Source organism: Rhizobium sp. AB2/73, assembly GCF_020871915.1.
Taxonomy (GTDB): domain Bacteria; phylum Pseudomonadota; class Alphaproteobacteria; order Rhizobiales; family Rhizobiaceae; genus Rhizobium; species Rhizobium dioscoreae.
In genome coordinates this window covers 2,020,902-2,036,607 of the sequence record NZ_CP067071.1, presented here as the reverse complement: position 1 = coordinate 2,036,607, position 15,706 = coordinate 2,020,902, and the positions used below count along the sequence as shown (strand labels likewise).

At 58.6% G+C, this 15,706-nt stretch carries 15 protein-coding genes and 1 riboswitch; of the genes, 8 read left to right on the top strand and 7 right to left on the bottom strand.

The genetic code is table 11. From position 1 onward, the window contains the following. Window positions 1-5: 5 nt before the first annotated feature. The 3 genes from I8E17_RS10110 (at window position 6) to phnF (ending at window position 2,577) form a co-directional block, all read left to right on the top strand. Window positions 6-1,010: an ABC transporter ATP-binding protein gene (locus tag I8E17_RS10110; RefSeq protein ID WP_069612577.1), complete on the top strand. Its 1,005-nt coding sequence runs from the start codon at window positions 6-8 to the stop codon at window positions 1,008-1,010. Window positions 1,011-1,160: 150 nt separating this feature from the next. Beyond that, complete coding sequence (locus tag I8E17_RS10105; protein ID WP_069612576.1) at window positions 1,161-1,847, top strand: methyltransferase domain-containing protein; 687 nt, start codon at window positions 1,161-1,163, stop codon at window positions 1,845-1,847. Between the two features lies 1 nt (window position 1,848). After that, the gene (gene phnF, locus I8E17_RS10100; protein WP_069612575.1) at window positions 1,849-2,577 is read left to right on the top strand and encodes a phosphonate metabolism transcriptional regulator PhnF; all 729 of its coding nucleotides are present in this window, start codon (window positions 1,849-1,851) and stop codon (window positions 2,575-2,577) included. 38 nt (window positions 2,578-2,615) lie between these two features. On the opposite strand, the gene I8E17_RS10095 is transcribed toward phnF, so the two are convergent. The 7 genes from I8E17_RS10095 to I8E17_RS10065 all read right to left on the bottom strand — a co-directional run bounded on the left by I8E17_RS10095 (window position 2,616) and on the right by I8E17_RS10065 (window position 8,832). Continuing rightward, a complete protein-coding gene (locus I8E17_RS10095) occupies window positions 2,616-2,966 on the bottom strand; it encodes a VOC family protein (protein ID WP_069612574.1) in 351 nt (116 codons plus the stop codon). A gap of 60 nt (window positions 2,967-3,026) precedes the next feature. Beyond that, the gene (locus I8E17_RS10090) at window positions 3,027-3,503 is read right to left on the bottom strand and encodes a 6,7-dimethyl-8-ribityllumazine synthase (protein ID WP_069612573.1); all 477 of its coding nucleotides are present in this window, start codon (window positions 3,501-3,503) and stop codon (window positions 3,027-3,029) included. An 89-nt stretch (window positions 3,504-3,592) separates the two neighbouring features. Then, window positions 3,593-3,739: riboswitch (FMN riboswitch) on the bottom strand. 106 nt (window positions 3,740-3,845) lie between these two features. After that, window positions 3,846-4,907, bottom strand: coding sequence for an ABC transporter ATP-binding protein (locus I8E17_RS10085; RefSeq protein ID WP_069612572.1), 1,062 nt, complete (start codon window positions 4,905-4,907; stop codon window positions 3,846-3,848). Window positions 4,908-4,918: 11 nt separating this feature from the next. Then, complete coding sequence (locus I8E17_RS10080; protein ID WP_015340397.1) at window positions 4,919-5,707, bottom strand: ABC transporter permease; 789 nt, start codon at window positions 5,705-5,707, stop codon at window positions 4,919-4,921. After that, entirely contained in the window at window positions 5,704-6,594 is an 891-nt protein-coding gene (locus I8E17_RS10075) for an ABC transporter permease subunit (protein ID WP_113332876.1), read from the bottom strand. Before I8E17_RS10075 ends, I8E17_RS10080 begins: the two co-directional genes overlap by 4 nt. Window positions 6,595-6,667: 73 nt before the next feature. After that, window positions 6,668-7,771 carry an ABC transporter substrate-binding protein gene (locus I8E17_RS10070; RefSeq protein WP_069612571.1) on the bottom strand — a complete coding sequence of 368 codons (1,104 nt, stop codon included), beginning with the start codon at window positions 7,769-7,771 and terminating at the stop codon, window positions 6,668-6,670. Window positions 7,772-7,959: 188 nt separating this feature from the next. Next, the gene (locus I8E17_RS10065; RefSeq protein ID WP_069612570.1) at window positions 7,960-8,832 is read right to left on the bottom strand and encodes a MurR/RpiR family transcriptional regulator; all 873 of its coding nucleotides are present in this window, start codon (window positions 8,830-8,832) and stop codon (window positions 7,960-7,962) included. Window positions 8,833-9,012: 180 nt separating this feature from the next. Between I8E17_RS10065 and I8E17_RS10060 the strand changes: the two genes are divergently transcribed. The 5 genes from I8E17_RS10060 (at window position 9,013) to I8E17_RS10040 (ending at window position 15,682) form a co-directional block, all read left to right on the top strand. Then, window positions 9,013-9,780 (top strand): N-formylglutamate amidohydrolase, encoded by a 768-nt coding sequence (locus I8E17_RS10060; protein ID WP_069612569.1) that lies wholly within the window; start codon window positions 9,013-9,015, stop codon window positions 9,778-9,780. A 126-nt stretch (window positions 9,781-9,906) separates the two neighbouring features. Beyond that, window positions 9,907-11,478: an amino acid permease gene (locus I8E17_RS10055; RefSeq protein ID WP_069612568.1), complete on the top strand. Its 1,572-nt coding sequence runs from the start codon at window positions 9,907-9,909 to the stop codon at window positions 11,476-11,478. 148 nt (window positions 11,479-11,626) lie between these two features. Beyond that, window positions 11,627-12,997 carry a glutamine synthetase family protein gene (locus I8E17_RS10050; protein WP_113366033.1) on the top strand — a complete coding sequence of 457 codons (1,371 nt, stop codon included), beginning with the start codon at window positions 11,627-11,629 and terminating at the stop codon, window positions 12,995-12,997. 154 nt (window positions 12,998-13,151) lie between these two features. Beyond that, window positions 13,152-14,537 carry an aldehyde dehydrogenase family protein gene (locus I8E17_RS10045; RefSeq protein WP_069612842.1) on the top strand — a complete coding sequence of 462 codons (1,386 nt, stop codon included), beginning with the start codon at window positions 13,152-13,154 and terminating at the stop codon, window positions 14,535-14,537. Then, entirely contained in the window at window positions 14,534-15,682 is a 1,149-nt protein-coding gene (locus tag I8E17_RS10040; protein WP_069612566.1) for an iron-containing alcohol dehydrogenase, read from the top strand. The genes I8E17_RS10045 and I8E17_RS10040 overlap by 4 nt, the downstream gene beginning before the upstream one ends. Window positions 15,683-15,706: the final 24 nt, after the last annotated feature.

Here is a 15,706-nt window from a genome sequence, read left to right as displayed (position 1 = left end):
AGACTGTGGGATCGCTTCAACTGAAATCCATCCGCAAGGCCTATGGTACGCATGACGTGCTGAAGGGCATCGACCTCGAGGTAAAGGATGGTGAGTTCGTCATCTTCGTCGGTCCTTCCGGCTGCGGCAAGTCGACCCTGCTGCGCAGCATCGCAGGTCTCGAAGATGTGACCTCCGGTGCCGTGCTGATCAACGGCCAGGATGTGACTGTGACGCCGCCCGCCAAGCGTGGCATCTCGATGGTCTTCCAGTCCTATGCGCTCTACCCGCATCTGACCGTCAAGGACAATATGGGCTTGGGTCTCAAGCAGGCCGGCACGCCGAAGGGCGAGATCGACAGCCGCGTCGAAAAGGCCTCTGGCATGCTCTCACTTGCGCCCTATCTCGCCCGCCGGCCATCGGAGCTTTCCGGAGGCCAGCGCCAGCGCGTCGCCATCGGCCGCGCCATCGTGCGCGAACCGGAGCTTTTCCTCTTCGACGAGCCGCTGTCGAATCTCGATGCGGCACTGCGTGTGCAGACGCGTCTCGAAATCGCCCGGCTGCATCGCAGCCTGCAGGCAACGATGATCTACGTTACCCACGATCAGGTCGAAGCGATGACGCTTGCCGACAAGATCGTCGTGCTCAATGCCGGTGCGATCGAGCAGATCGGCTCGCCGATGGAGCTTTATAACCGTCCGGCCAATACTTTCGTTGCCGGCTTCATCGGCTCGCCGCAGATGAATTTCATCCCGGCCGAGCGCCTCGGCCAAAGTGGCGCCAAGACCGTCGGCATCCGCCCCGAGCATATCACGCTATCACGCGATCAGGGCACATGGGACGCCAAAGTCATCCATGTCGAGCATCTCGGTGCGGATACCATCATCTATCTGGAGTCGGAGACCACCGGTCTACTCACCGCGCGTCTCTTCGGTGAACACAAATACGAGCCGGACGAGATGGTTTATGCGACGCCGGATGCGAACCAGATGCATCGTTTCGATGTGAACGACAAGGCGATCCGGGCGTAAGCGATTTGGGTCAATCTTTCAAAAGCGGGCTCTGCCGCGGCAGGTCCCCTTTTTTGCTTGCTTTGTATAGTCCGGTCGTCCGGACGAATTCATTTCATTGTCATACAGGCTTGCTATCAAATCGCAGTTCACTCCAACAGCGAGAGCATGATGACAAGCACAGCAACGACTTACGCGACATGGCACAAGGAACCGCAGGGCGACGCCGCCATGGCAGAATCGCATAGCCCTTATTGGCGGCACTTCATTGAGACGGTGCCGGAGCGGGATTTCTCCTCGAAGACCGTCTTGGATTTCGGCTGCAACCGTGGCGGCTTTCTGCGGCTGCTTTATGCCATGCGACCGTTCCGACGCGGTGTCGGCATCGATATCGCTTCGGAGTCCGTGGCTGCTGCCGCCGAAGCTGCAGGCAACATGCCGCTTCAGTTTCATGTCACGACCGACCTGGCGCCCTTTGCCGACAGCTTCGACGTGGCCTTCAGCTATGAGGTGATCTATCTGTTGCCGGAGTTGAGAGAGCATGCCGAGGGGATGTTCCGCGCTATGCGCAATGGGGGCGTCTATTACGCGGTGACCGGGTGCCACAATGAAATGCCGCTTTGGCCGAAGTGGCTCGAACTAATCGGCAACAATAGCAATGCGCCGATGCAGGATCGCTCGCCACAGGACTATATCGAAGCCTTCACGGCGGCAGGCTTCGATGTTTCCGTCAGGCGCTTCGGCTATGATGGTTTTGTGCGTGCCACCAAGGATCGGAAATATTATCCGAGCATTCTCGATGCGTTGAGCTATCCAGCCGAATACAAGCTGTTGTTCCGGCTGGAGAAGCGTATCTGATATGGAAACGATCGACCGAAAGGGCGGCAGCGCGCTCTGGCATCAGATCGGCGAGATCTTGGCGGCCGATATTGCCGCCGGGACTTTCGTACCCGGAGAGAAATTGCCGACCGAGCCCGAACTGATGCAGCGATTTGGCGTCAGCCGTTTCACTGTGCGCCAGGCGTTGGGGCACTTGGAGCAGCGCGGATTGGTCCGCGCCGAACAGGGGCGGGGAACCTTCGTTCATAGGGGCGGGCTCGATTACACGCTGTCGAAACGCACCCGCTTCCACAAAAATCTGATCGAGCAAGGTTTCGAGCCGGGCGGCGAGCTGCTCGTTCACGAGATCGTGCCGGCGACCGAACGCGTCGCGGCCCATTTAAAGATCGCAATCGGCGCGTCGGTCATCCATCGTCGTGGTGTCATGACGGCCGACGGTATTCCAGTGGAATTGGGGGATTCCTATTATCCGGCCGAACGTTTTCCCGATTTCGATCAGGCTAGATTGCGGTATCCGACAATCTCGGCAGCGCTCGCCAGCTATGGCGTCACCGACTATGAGCGCTTGTCGACGGAGATCGAGGCGCGCATGCCGACGGCCGACGAGGCGCGAATCCTGCGCCAGCCGAAATCCGCGCCGCTGCTGGTGACGCGCAAGGTGGATGCAGATACCGACGGAGTGCCGGTCACCTATTCGGAATCGGTCTGGCCGGCCGAGCGCACCACATTCAATCTCGATCTGCGGTGAGAGCGCCGGGAGCCCTTGAGGCTCTTCGCGCGCTTGAACTAGCGGTGTGAAAGGATATTGACGATCTTGCCGAACGGGTCGCGGACATAGAAGCGGCGGACACCCCAAGGTTCGTCCGTGAGGTCATACAATATGCCGAAGCCCAAGGATGTGGCGCGCTGATAAAGCGCATCGACATCGTCGACTTCGATGGAAAGATCGGGGACGATCGTCCCCGAACCGCCTTCGCTGGCGACGCTGATCTGCGGCACTGTTGCCGCTTCGGAGGCGAAAGTCAGGATCCAGCCGTGATCCATGACGATGTCGAGGCCGAGCAGGTCATGATAGAAAAGGCGGGCTGTATCCGGGTCGGCGGTGGGCAGGTTTGGGATGATGCGTAGGACGGTCACTGAGATTTCTCCCTGGTGGACATGGAGGCGGGCAGATGCCGCGCCTCCACCATGCTAAGCTTAAACTGTGACAGCGGGCAGCAGCTTGGCGCGTTCCGCCAGGATGTGGCGGCAGGCGCTGGCCACTTCCCGGCCCTTGATGGTGAAATGTTCCTTGAAGAATTGGATGTGGGCTTCCGACTCCTGGAAGTGATGCGGAGTCAGGACCGCCGACAGGATCGGTACGCCGGTGTCCAGCTGGACGCGCATCATGGCATCGAGAACCGTGTTTGCAACGAACTCATGGCGATAGATGCCGCCGTCGACAACGAAAGCGGTGGCAACGATTGCGGAATAACGGCCGTTACGGGCAAGCGTCTGTGCGTGCAGTGGAATTTCAAGCGCGCCAGGCACGTCGAAGATATCGATCGGCGATGCACCTTCCGTCGTCTGCCATTCGGCAACAAAGGAGTCGACCGAGCGATCGACGATATCGGCATGCCAGCGGGCCCGAATGATCGCGACGCGGCTCGGCTGGGTAGAAATCGAAATGGTCATGAATTTTGCCTTTCAAGGGTTGTTGTCAAATATCCCTTGGGCGAACACGCAACATCGCGGCATCCCTCGCGCGGAGGAGGTGCGATCCTACTTGCTCTCTTCCATCCGGACTATACCGTCGGCTCCGGCATCTCACCGGATCTGCTGACCCTTCCGAAAGCTCGGAAGGCGCTCGCGGGCTCGAGGAAACTCCCCATACCGCCGGTGGGGAATTACACCCCGCCCTGAGAACGTCCGGACTATAAATGCTTTCTCTCATGAAAATCAAAGAAAAACGCCAGGCTTCTGACCCGGCGTCCGTGAATAATTTTCCAAAATGACCCTGCGACGCAGGGTGCTTTCTCAATCCTGAATCACGAGCAGATCGGAGGAGGCGAAGCGCAGCGTCACCTTCTCGCCGACGCTCGGAGGCATCATCCCGGGGCTGTTGAACATGTCGAAGGAAATCGTATTGCCAGCAACGTTCATACGGGTGCGAATAACCGAGCCCAGGAAGTGTGCTGAAGAGACTTCGCCCGTGAGAGCCGTATCGCCTTTGGCCGATTCCGCCAGCGAACCGGCTTCCGGACGCAGGGCGAGTGATACGGTGTCGCCCGGTTTATAGGCCGTCACCGACTGCTTCAGGGTCACACCCTGATCGCCGATCATGATGCGGTTGCTGTCGGGATCGACGACCTTGCCTTCGATCAGGTTCAGCGTACCTACGAAGGAAGCGACGAAGCGGGTTGCCGGCGTGTTGTAAATCTCGAAAGGCGTGCCGATCTGATCGGCGCGACCGGCATTCATGACGACGATGCGATCGGAGATCGACAGGGCTTCTTCCTGGTCGTGGGTCACGAAAACGGTGGTGATGCCGAGCTGCTGCTGGATGGCGCGGATTTCTTCGCGCAGCGAGATGCGGATCTTCGCGTCGAGCGCCGAAAGCGGCTCGTCGAGCAGGAGCACCTGCGGCTTGACGGCGATGGCGCGGGCGAGCGCCACGCGCTGCTGCTGGCCGCCGGACATCTGATAGGGATAGCGGCCGGCGAGATGGTCGAGCTTGATGAGAGCCAGCATCTCCTTGACGCGCTTGTCGATGTCGGGCTTTGCCATGCCGGCCACTTTGAGGCCGAAAGCGACGTTGTCGTGCACCGTCATGTTCGGGAACAGCGCGTAGGCCTGGAACACCATGCCGATATTGCGCTGGTTCGGCTTCAGGGCGCGCTGATCCTTGCCGTTGATCGACAGGGTGCCGGCGGTCGGCGTTTCGAAACCGGCGATCATGCGCAGCACAGTCGTCTTGCCGCAACCCGACGGTCCAAGGAAGGAGATGAATTCTCCCTTCTCGATTTGCATATTGAAATCGTGGACGACCTGAACTTCGCCGAATGATTTCTTGATGTGGGTGAGTTCGAGAAAAGCCATGGTGAGAAGCCTTACGCCTTAATCGGAGCGGATTTTGAGAAACGGGAAACAAGCTGCAGCAAGCCCATGCTGAGCCAGGTAACGGCAAGTGCGATAATGGCTAGGGCAGAGGGCTCGTAAGCTCTATTGGCGCCCATGAGCTGCATGTAGGGCCCGAATGCCGGACGGTTGAGCAGCGATGCCATGGTGAATTCACCCATGACGATCGCAAGGGTGATGAACGCTCCGGACAGCACACCGCTCATGACATTTGGAAAGATGCATTTGAACATGATGGTTGTCCATTTTGCACCAAGGCTTTCGGCAGCCTCCGTCAGCGTGCCGACATCAATGGTACGCATCGCCGTATCGACTGAACGATACATATAGGGCAGGGACAATACAATGTAGGAGCAGACGAGCAGAATGTTCGTCGTCGAATTATAGCCGGTCAGCGGCAGGATCGACGACGAATTATACAGCCGCAGATAGCCGAATACGATGACGATGGCCGGAATGACCAGCGGCATCAGGGTGATGAATTCTACAACAGGCCGAAGCTGCGGCAACCGTAGCCGCACCCAATAGGCCGTGGGCACAACGAGCAACATGCCGAAGATGATGGTCAGAAGCGCCATCAACATAGAGAAGCCAAAGGCCGTTATGAAGCCGAAATCCGAAAAAACGGAGGCATAGGCGTCGAAGCTGTAAGCGTTGCGTCGCATGCGCAGCGAGAACTCCAGTGTACCGATGAGCGGCACCAGGAAGTAGATGAGGCCGATGGCAACGGCGATCCAGGCGAAGAATTTTTGCAGCTTCATTTCTGCCACCGTTCAGCGCGCATGCGCATCAAGATATAAATGACGTTCGAAATACCGGTGATGACGATCATGCCCAGCGCAAGCGCATAGCCCAGATTGGCATTGTGCAGCACGTCGCCGCGGATCTGCGCATAGAGCACGATCGGAACGATATTCAGCGAGCTGCCGGTAAGTGCAATTGCCGTCGCGATGGCGCCGAACGAATTTGCAAACAGTAGCAGCGTCGTGCCAAGCAGGCTCGGCCAGAGGATCGGCAGGGCGACCATCCGCCAATATTGTCCATTGGTTGCGCCGAGAATGGAAGCCGCTTCGTGCCATTCCTTCTTCATGCCGTCGAGCGCAGGTGTAATGATCAGCACCATCAGCGGGATTTGGAAGTACATATAGGTAATGGTCAGGCCGAAGAAGCTCAGCAGGTTGAAGCCGGTGCCGTAGAGGTTGAAGCCGAAGTGAGCGAGCAATATCGTGACCAGACCCTGGCGGCCCAGGGTGGCAATGAACGAGAAGGCCAGCGGCACGCCGGCGAAATTCGATGCGACCCCCGAGAAAGTCAGGAAGGCGTGACGGATCCAGCTGGGAAGCCCGCCAAGGACCAGCGCCCAAGCCAGGTAAAAGCCGATGATCGCGCCGCCGAGCGCCGAAGCGACCGAGATTTTGATACTGATCCAATAGGCGCTCATGATCGTCGGCGTGAACAAGTCGCCGATATTCTTCAGCGTCAGGCTGCCGTCAGGCGTCAGAAACGCGCCTGCGACCAAATAGATCGTCGGCAAAATCAGAAACAGCAGCGCGAAAATCAGGAAGGGCGCTATGCCCAGCCAGTCGACAACCACGCGTTTGTTGATCATGGGAGTGGAACTGACTGTCGATGTTGTGACGATGCTCATGATTGACCCAATCCGCGGCGTCAGAAAAATGGAAAACCTCCCCACCGAAGCGGGGAGGTCATGTCAGGTCGGATTACTGTACGTTCGAACCGACGACAGAATCCCACTTGGTGGTGATGGCGGTCTTGCCGGCATCCTGTTCTTCTAGCGTCGGGAAGACGGCCTTTTCGTAAGCGGCGGCCGGCGGCAGCTTGTCGAGAAGTTCCTGCGGAACCTTCTTGTTCTTCGCCAGGTCGTTGAAGCGGATCGGGTGGCAATAGCCCTTCAGCCAGCCGATCTGGCCTTCGTCGGAATAGAGGAATTCCATCCAGAGCTTGGCAGCGTTCGGGTGCGGAGCGTAGGCCGAGATCGCCTGAACATAGACGCCAGCGATGACGCCCGAAGCCGGTACCGTAACGTCCACCGGCGGGTTGCCGTTCAGGCTGTCGCGCCAGGAGAGACCGTTGTAGTCCCAGGCTACGACGATCGGGGTTGCTCCCTGAGCCAGCGAAGCGGACTTGCCGATGACAGGAACGAAGTTGCCGGCCTTGTTCAGCTTGGCGAAGTAATCGAGACCGGCGGCGCCGACCTTGGTGGCGTCCTTTTCGCCGGCTGCGAGGCCGGCGGCGTAGACGGCCTGGACTGCCTGGTTCGACGTGCGCGGGTCACCGGCGAGCGAAACGGTGTTAGCATATTCCGGCTTCAGGAGATCAGCCCAGTCCTTCGGCGGGTTCTTAACGACGTCCTTATTGGTGACGAAAGAGAGAACGCCGTAATAGTCGCCGTACCAGTAGCCTTCGGCATCCTTGGCGCTGTCCGGAATGGAATCCCAGGTGGACACCTTGTAGGGCTGCAGCAGGCCTTCCTTCTTGGCCGTCGGGCCGAAGGAGAGGCCGACGTCTATCACGTCGGGAGCCTGCGGGCCGGTGTTGCCCTTGTTGGCGCGGATTGCCTCGACTTCATCGCCCGAGCCGGCATCTGGATTCAGTTCGTTGACTTCAATGCCGTATTTCGCCTTGAACGCAGCGATGAGATCGCCGTAACCGCACCAGTTGTGGGGCAGAGCGATCGTGGTCAGCGTGCCTTCCTTCTTGGCGGCAGCGATGAGATCGGCGCTCGGTTCTGCGGCCGCGATAGCCGTCGAAGCGACGAGCATCGCCGTAGAAATTGTCAGAAGACGATGAATTTTCGAGATCACTGCATTTCCTCCTTTTGGGTTTTCAGTGTCTGGCGTTGCTGTTAATGACGTTACATGAAGGTTGTGTGACGACTTCAAAGCGTTGGGTTTGCTGAAAACGCAGTTGATTTTTGCTTCTAATCGACAAGTATGACAGTCGCTGTATTTCACACTCTTCACGAACCGTTATTTTCTGTTTTCATTCCCCTTCAGCTTAGCTTGCGAAACAGCTTGGTTTGCTCGAAAAGACCTTCCAGTGTCTTCATACGCTCGCTTGTCTCATCCCATGTCGAACTTTGTACGGCTTCGATTAGGGCTTCGACGATGAAGAGGGTGACAACCGATGAATCCCAGGCGGACGGCGCCTCGATCTGCACGCGAAAAGTGTATTTCGCATGCTTGGCGGCGGGCGTTGCCCACTGGTCGGTGAAGACGATGATTTCCGCGCCACGCCGGCGGGCGGCGGCAGCCAGATTGACCATTTCCTGCTCGTAACGCCTGATATCGAATATGACGAGCAGATCGCCCGGATTCATGTTCAAGACATATTGCGGCCAGGTGCTCGAATTGGAAGAAAGCAGCGTGGTGTTGGGCCGGATGACCTGCATATGGGTGAAGAAATATTCTGCAAGCGCCCCTGTAATGCGCCCGCCCACGAAATAAAGGCCGCGTTTTCTTTCCGACAGCAGCGCGGCAACGCCATCGAAGGTTGTCACGTCGATGTCGGACAGGGTCTGTCGCAGGTTGCCCATGATGGCGTCGGCGAAACGATTGAGGATATGTGTGCCTGGCGCGTTGGATGCCCAGCGATCGTGCTTTGTCAGCGGGTTGGAGATCGTCGCCTCGACCTCTTGATGAAGATGGGCCTGGAAGTCCGGATAACCTTTGTATCCGAGTTTCTGCACCATGCGCGCGACCGTCGGGGTCGAAACCCGCGCATTTTCGGCGACGGTGGTAATGCTGCCAAGCCCGGAAACGGGATAGTTGTCGAGCAGGCTCTTGGCGAGCTGCTTTTCGGCGCGCGTCAGCGTGTCAAAGCGCGCATTGATTACGTCCGAAACTGTTTTCGACGCATTGTTCACTCGATTTTAGCTCCCCGGGACGGTCTGATGCCGCTTTCCTTGCAGGATATAACAACGGTGTCACATTTCGAGTCAATGTCACAAATGAAGAAATAATTTCAGTTCCCAGTTGACAGCGGCGAAAACCTGAAGAATTCTTTTCTTATAAAGATTTTATTAATCGGTAATGGGGCGTCTCCGATGCTTGCGCAGCAAGGCATTCTGACGAAGGCGGATGGCGATTGTGTCGCGGTCGAAAGACCGGACGGAAGCAGTGCGGTTTTGCTCGTCTGTGAGCATGCCTCCCGCGCACTTCCGGAGCGCTTCGGCGACCTCGGGCTTTCAGCCGAGGCGCTTTCCAGCCATATCGCATGGGATCCGGGCGCACTCGCGGTTGCAAGAGGAATTTCCGCCGGCTTGAACGCCACCTTGGTTTTTCAGCGCTTCTCCCGGCTGATTTATGATTGCAACAGGCCCCCCGAAAGCGCCGGTGCCATGCCGGAGACGAGCGAGATCTATACGATTCCTGGCAATCAGCACCTGGGCGAGGCGGATAGAAAAGCGCGTACGGAAGGGCTCTACATCCCGTTTCACGATCGCATTCGGGCGCTTTTGAAGGAGCGGGCGGCGCGCGGACAAAAAACCGTGATCGTGACAATCCATAGCTTCACGCCGGTCTATAATGGCAAGCCACGGGCAGTGGAGCTTGGCATTCTGCATGATGAAGACCGTTGGCTGGCCGATCGCATGCTTGATGCAGCAGCTGAGGCGCCGCTCTATCAGACAGAGCGCAATCAGCCTTACGGGCCTCAAGACGGCGTCACCCATACGTTGAAGCTGCATGGGCTCGCCAATGGTCTGCATAACGTAATGATCGAGGTCCGCAACGACCTCATTCGAGATGACGTCGGCCAAGGGGTCATGGCCGATTATCTGACGGGGCTTCTCCAGAGCAGTCTGGAAGCCTGAGCATAAAAGAAAAAGACCCCGGGGAGCAGTTCAACTGCGATCGGGCCGCATGGCGAAATGTCAGCGGTCAATGTGACACATGGTTCTCCGCAATCCCGCGGGAAACCGGGCTTTAGGGGGAATGGCATGTCTGATTATTCAGAGTTAGACAAGAAGCAGGATATCCAGATCCTGCACTCCATGGGCTACGCTCAGGAGCTGGAACGGCGCATGAGTTCATTCTCGAATTTCGCCGTGTCCTTCTCGATCATCTGCATTCTATCCGGCGGCATCAATTCGCTGGCTCAAGCGACATCGGGTGCGGGCGGTGCCGCTATTGGTATCGGCTGGCCTGTCGGCTGCTTCATATCGCTCGTCTTCGCTGTGGCGATGGCCCAGATCAGTTCGGCCTATCCGACGGCCGGCGGTCTCTACCACTGGGGCTCGATCCTCGGCAATCGGTTCACCGGCTGGCTGACGGCCTGGTTCAACCTGCTCGGCCTCGTCACCGTCCTCGGCGCCATCAATGTCGGCACCTATTACTTCTTCGTCGGCGCATTCGGCGGCTACTTCAACATGACCGACACCACGCTGGTGCGCATCGTGTTCCTGGTGGTCATCACAGGTCTGCAGGCGCTGGTCAATCACATGGGTATCGGCTTGACGGCGAAGCTGACCGACTTCTCCGGTTATCTAATCTTCGCAACCTCGATCCTTCTGGCGGCTGTTTGCCTGATCGCTGCGCCGTCCTATGATTTTGCGCGGCTTTTCACCTTCACCAACTATTCCGGTCTGGCGACGATTGCTGCCGACGGCTCGGCAACCGGTGCCCCGGTCTGGCCGCAGGTTTCGACTTTCTGGGTCTTCGCGCTCGGCCTTCTGCTGCCGATCTACACGATCACCGGCTACGATGCCTCGGCCCATACGTCGGAAGAGACGGTGAAAGCCGCCCATTCCGTTCCGCGCGGCATGGTGTCTTCGGTTCTATGGTCGGCGCTTTTCGGCTACATCATGCTCTGCTCGTTCGTGCTGATGCTGCCGAATATGGACGATGCCGCCAAGCAGGGCTGGAACGTGTTCTTCTGGGCAATGGACGCACAGGTCAATCCCATCGTGAAGGACATTCTCTATCTGCTGATCTTCATCAGCCAGTGGCTGTGCGGTCTCGCAACGGTAACCTCGGTTTCGCGCATGATCTTCGCCTTCTCGCGTGACGGCGGTCTGCCGGGATCCAAGGCTCTGTCTCGGGTCAGCCCGAAATACCGCACGCCGGTTTCAGCGATCTGGACTGGGTCGATCCTTTCCGTCCTGTTCGTCTGGGGTTCGTCGCTGGTATCGATCGGCGATACGCCGGTTTACACCATCGTCGTCTCGTGCACCGTCATCTTCTTGTTCTTCTCCTTTGCGATCCCGATCACGCTCGGCCTTTTCGCATGGGGTACGGCGAAGTGGGACAAGATGGGCCCTTGGAACCTCGGGGAAGGGCTGTTCAAGCTGTTTGCCGTGCTGTCGATCATCGCGATGATCATCATCTTCGTTCTCGGCATTCAGCCGCCGAACGACTGGGCGGGCATTATCACCGTCGGCTTCCTGGTTCTGACGGCCATCGTCTGGTTCGGTTTCGAGCGCCGTCGCTTCAAGGGCCCGCCGATCGGCGATGCCATTGCCAAGCGCAAGGCTGAGATCGCGGCAGCGGAAGCCGCCGTCGGCGAGACGTAAGCGAAGTCCAATCTTTGCAAGCAATGGGGTCGCAGACCTGCGACCCTTTTCACCGGTAGCGACACGGCGGCCCGCGCGCGGATTATCCCGCAAGGTGGTATCGTTCGGCAGGCCGACGTTTCAATTCATTGTTCAGGCGGACCAAATTATGAGCAGCAGCTATACGTTCGACGACCTCAAGCGAGATGTGGCCGAAGGGCGCATCGATACGGTTCTGGCATGCCAGGTCGACATGCAGGGCCGGTTGATGGGCAAACGCTTCCAGGCGGAATTCTTCATCGAGAGCGCCTGGAAGGAAACGCATAGCTGCAACTATCTGCAGGCAACCGACATCGAGATGGAAACCGTCTCCGGCTACAAGTCGACGAGCTGGGAGAAGGGCTATGGCGACTATACCATGAAGCCAGACCTTGCCACGCTGCGTCGCATTCCTTGGCTGGAAGGCACGGCGCTCGTTCTTTGCGATGTGCTTGACCATCATACGCATGAGGAAGTCGCGCATTCTCCGCGCGCCATCCTGAAGAAGCAGGTGAAGCGATTGGAAGCCATGGGGCTCAGGGCCTACATGGCTTCGGAGCTCGAATTCTTCCTGTTCGACCAGAGTTACGACAGCGCGCGCGAAGCCGGCTATCGAAACATGAAGCTCGCAAGCGGCTATAACGAGGACTACCACATCTTCCAGACCACTAAGGAGGAAGAGGTGATGCGGGCGATCCGCACCGGCCTTCAGGGGGCGGGCATCCCAGTGGAGAATTCGAAGGGCGAGGCTTCGGCGGGACAAGAGGAAATCAACGTCCGCTACGCCGATGCCCTTGATATGGCCGACCGCCATGCGATCATCAAGAATGGCTGCAAGGAGATCGCCTGGTCGAAGGGCAAGGCAATCACCTTTCTCGCGAAGTGGAATTACGGTGCCGCCGGAAGCTCCTCGCACATCCATCAATCCCTCTGGAGCCTCGACGGTAAGAGCCCGAAGTTCTTCGAAGAAGGCGGCAAATACGGCATGTCGCCAATGATGAAGCATTACGTTGGCGGGCTTCTGACGCATGCCAGCGAGATCACCTATTTCCTGGCGCCCTACATCAACTCCTACAAGCGCTTCATGGCCGGCACCTTCGCGCCGACCAAGGCGATCTGGAGCAAGGACAATCGTACCGCCGGTTATCGCCTTTGCGGCGAGGATACGAAATCGATCCGCATCGAATGCCGTGTCGGGGGCTCGGACCTCAATCCTTACCTGGCTTTCGCAGCTCTCATCGCCGCCGGCATTGCCGGCATCGAAAACAAGCTGGAGCTCGAGGCGCCCTTCGTCGGGGATGCCTATGGTGCGCGCGAAGTCCGTGAGATACCGCGCACGCTGCGCGATGCCACGACTGCCTTGATGACGTCGAAGATGCTGCGTGCCGCCTTTGGTGATGATGTCATCGATCACTATACCCGTGCTGCCGAATGGGAGCAGGAAGAGTATGATCGTCGCATCACCGATTGGGAAGTGGCGCGCGGATTCGAAAGAGCGTAAGGCTTTTGCGATCTGCCTCCTGCCTGATTTTCATTTTATGATCGGGCAGGGCGCTGGGATGTTATGTCGGTCCGCCGTTTCTCCGTTGAATGCGGCTGCTGCCTGCGCAACATCCGGGCAATCAATGGATGACCAGGAAAACAGGAATTCGATCATGACCATGATCACATGCGTCTCCCCCGTGAACGGAGAGGTTTATGCCGAGCGTCCGGCGCTGTCGCTGGAAACCGCCAAGGAAGTCGTCACACGTGCTCGCAAGGCGCAAAGGGATTGGGCGCGTCGCCCGCTGGAGGATCGTGTCCAACTCGTGCTGAAGGGGGTGGCCCGGCTCAATGAGATGGCCGATGTCGTCGTGCCGGAGCTTGCCTGGCAGATGGGTCGTCCGATCAAGTATGGCGGCGAATATCGCGGCTTCAACGAGCGCTCGAACTATGTGGCCTCGATCGCCGCCGATGCGCTTGCCCCCTTGGTTGTCGAGGACAGCGCCAATTTTGCCCGCCGCATCGAGCGCGAACCGCATGGCGTGGTCTTCGTCATCGCTCCGTGGAATTATCCCTACATGACGGCCATCAATACAGTTGCCCCGGCGCTGATGGCCGGCAATACCGTCATTCTCAAGCACGCAAGCCAGACGCTGCTCGTTGGCGAGCGGCTGGTGCAGGCTTTCGTCGAGGCGGGCGTTCCCGCCGATGTCTTCCAGAATGTCTTCCTGGATCATGAGACGACCTCGGCACTCATTGCCGCCGGTAGTTTCAATTTCGTCAATTTCACCGGCTCCGTCGAAGGCGGCCGTTCGATCGAGCGTGCGGCTGCTGGCACCTTCACCAGCCTGGGGCTAGAGCTTGGCGGCAAGGATCCGGGCTATGTCATGGAAGACGCTGATCTCGACGCTGCCGTCGATACGCTGATGGATGGCGCGACCTATAATTCCGGCCAGTGCTGCTGCGGCATCGAGCGCATCTATGTGCATGAATCGCTCTACGACGCTTTCGTCGAGAAGTCGGTTGCCTGGGTTTCGAATTACAAGCTCGGCAACCCGCTCGATCCTGAGACGTCGCTCGGGCCGATGGCCAACAAGCGCTTCGCCAAGGTCGTGCGTGAACAGATCGCCGATGCGGTTGCCAAGGGCGCCAAGGCGCTGGTCGATCCGAAGCTGTTCCCGGCCGATGATGGCGGTGCCTATCTTGCGCCGCAGGTCCTCGTCAATGTCGATCATTCCATGGCCTTCATGCGCGAGGAAACCTTCGGCCCGGCCGTCGGCATCATGAAGGTGAAGAGCGATGCGGAAGCGCTGGAGCTGATGAACGACAGCCCCTACGGCCTGACGGCATCCCTCTGGACCAAGGATGTCGAGCGCGCCTCACGTATCGGCCGCGAAATCGAAACCGGCACCATCTTCATGAACCGCGCCGATTATCTCGATCCGGCTCTGTGCTGGACCGGCGTCAAGGAAACCGGCCGTGGCGGCTCGCTGTCGATCATCGGCTTCCACAATCTGACGCGCCCGAAATCCTATCATCTGAAGAAAGTAACAGCATGAGCACTATCTCAGCCAATTGGAGCTATCCGAACGCCTTCAAGCTCGGCCGCGGCCGCATCACGGAGCTCGCGGACGCCTGCAAGAGCCTGGGCATGAAGAAGCCGCTCCTGATCACCGACCGGGGACTTGCCTCGATGTCGATCACGGCGACGGCATTGGATATTCTGGAAGATGCAGGTCTTGGCCGCGCCATCTTCGCTGACGTCGATCCGAATCCGAACGAGAAGAACCTCGAGGCCGGCGTGAAAGCGTTCAAGGATGGCGGCCATGATGGCGTCGTCGCCTTCGGAGGCGGTTCCGGCCTCGATCTCGGCAAGTGCGTCGCCTTCATGGTCGGCCAGACCAGGCCGGTCTGGGATTTCGAAGACATCGGCGATTGGTGGACCCGCGCCAGCGTCGAGGGCATTGCACCGATCGTCGCCGTACCGACGACCGCCGGCACCGGTTCGGAAGTTGGCCGCGCCAGCGTCATCACCAATTCCACAACGCATGTGAAGAAGATCATCTTCCATCCGAAGTTCCTGCCCGGCGTCGTCATTGCCGATCCGGAGCTGACCGTCGGCATGCCGAAGATCATCACCGCCGGCACTGGCATGGATGCCTTCGCGCATTGCCTGGAAGCTTATTCCTCGCCCTTCTATCATCCGATGTCGGCTGGCATCGCGCTGGAAGGCATGCGGCTCGTCAAGGAATTCCTGCCGCGCGCCTATCGTGAAGGAACGGATCTCGAAGCCCGGGCCAACATGATGAGTGCGGCTGCCATGGGCGCCGTCGCGTTCCAGAAGGGGCTTGGCGCCATTCACGCACTCTCGCATCCGATCGGCGCCGTTTACAACACCCATCACGGCATGACCAATGCTGTCGTCATGCCGGCTGTCCTGCGCTTCAACCGCAAAGCCATCGAAGAAAAGATTGCGCGCGCCGCCGCCTATCTTGGCATTTCGGGTGGTTTCGACGGCTTCTATGATTATGTGCTGAAGCTACGCTCGGAACTCGGCGTGCCGGAAAGCCTCTCGGCTATGGGCATTGCACCTGACCGGATCGACGAACTCTCCGCCATGGCAATCGAAGACCCGAGTGCCGGCGGCAACCCGGTGCCGATGACGCTCGAAAACACGAAGGCTTTGTTCCGCGACTGCTTCTGATACGCCGCCGAACTACCTGACGCG

Coding starts and splice junctions, on each gene's coding strand:
- I8E17_RS10105 (WP_069612576.1), top strand. CDS start 1,161: ATGACAAGCACAGCAACGACTTACGCGACATGGCACAAGGAACCGCAG.
- phnF (WP_069612575.1), top strand. CDS start 1,849: ATGGAAACGATCGACCGAAAGGGCGGCAGCGCGCTCTGGCATCAGATC.
- I8E17_RS10090 (WP_069612573.1), bottom strand. CDS start 3,503: ATGACCATTTCGATTTCTACCCAGCCGAGCCGCGTCGCGATCATTCGG.
- I8E17_RS10085 (WP_069612572.1), bottom strand. CDS start 4,907: ATGGCTTTTCTCGAACTCACCCACATCAAGAAATCATTCGGCGAAGTT.
- I8E17_RS10080 (WP_015340397.1), bottom strand. CDS start 5,707: ATGAAGCTGCAAAAATTCTTCGCCTGGATCGCCGTTGCCATCGGCCTC.
- I8E17_RS10075 (WP_113332876.1), bottom strand. CDS start 6,594: ATGAGCATCGTCACAACATCGACAGTCAGTTCCACTCCCATGATCAAC.
- I8E17_RS10060 (WP_069612569.1), top strand. CDS start 9,013: ATGCTTGCGCAGCAAGGCATTCTGACGAAGGCGGATGGCGATTGTGTC.
- I8E17_RS10055 (WP_069612568.1), top strand. CDS start 9,907: ATGTCTGATTATTCAGAGTTAGACAAGAAGCAGGATATCCAGATCCTG.
- I8E17_RS10050 (WP_113366033.1), top strand. CDS start 11,627: ATGAGCAGCAGCTATACGTTCGACGACCTCAAGCGAGATGTGGCCGAA.
- I8E17_RS10045 (WP_069612842.1), top strand. CDS start 13,152: ATGACCATGATCACATGCGTCTCCCCCGTGAACGGAGAGGTTTATGCC.
- I8E17_RS10040 (WP_069612566.1), top strand. CDS start 14,534: ATGAGCACTATCTCAGCCAATTGGAGCTATCCGAACGCCTTCAAGCTC.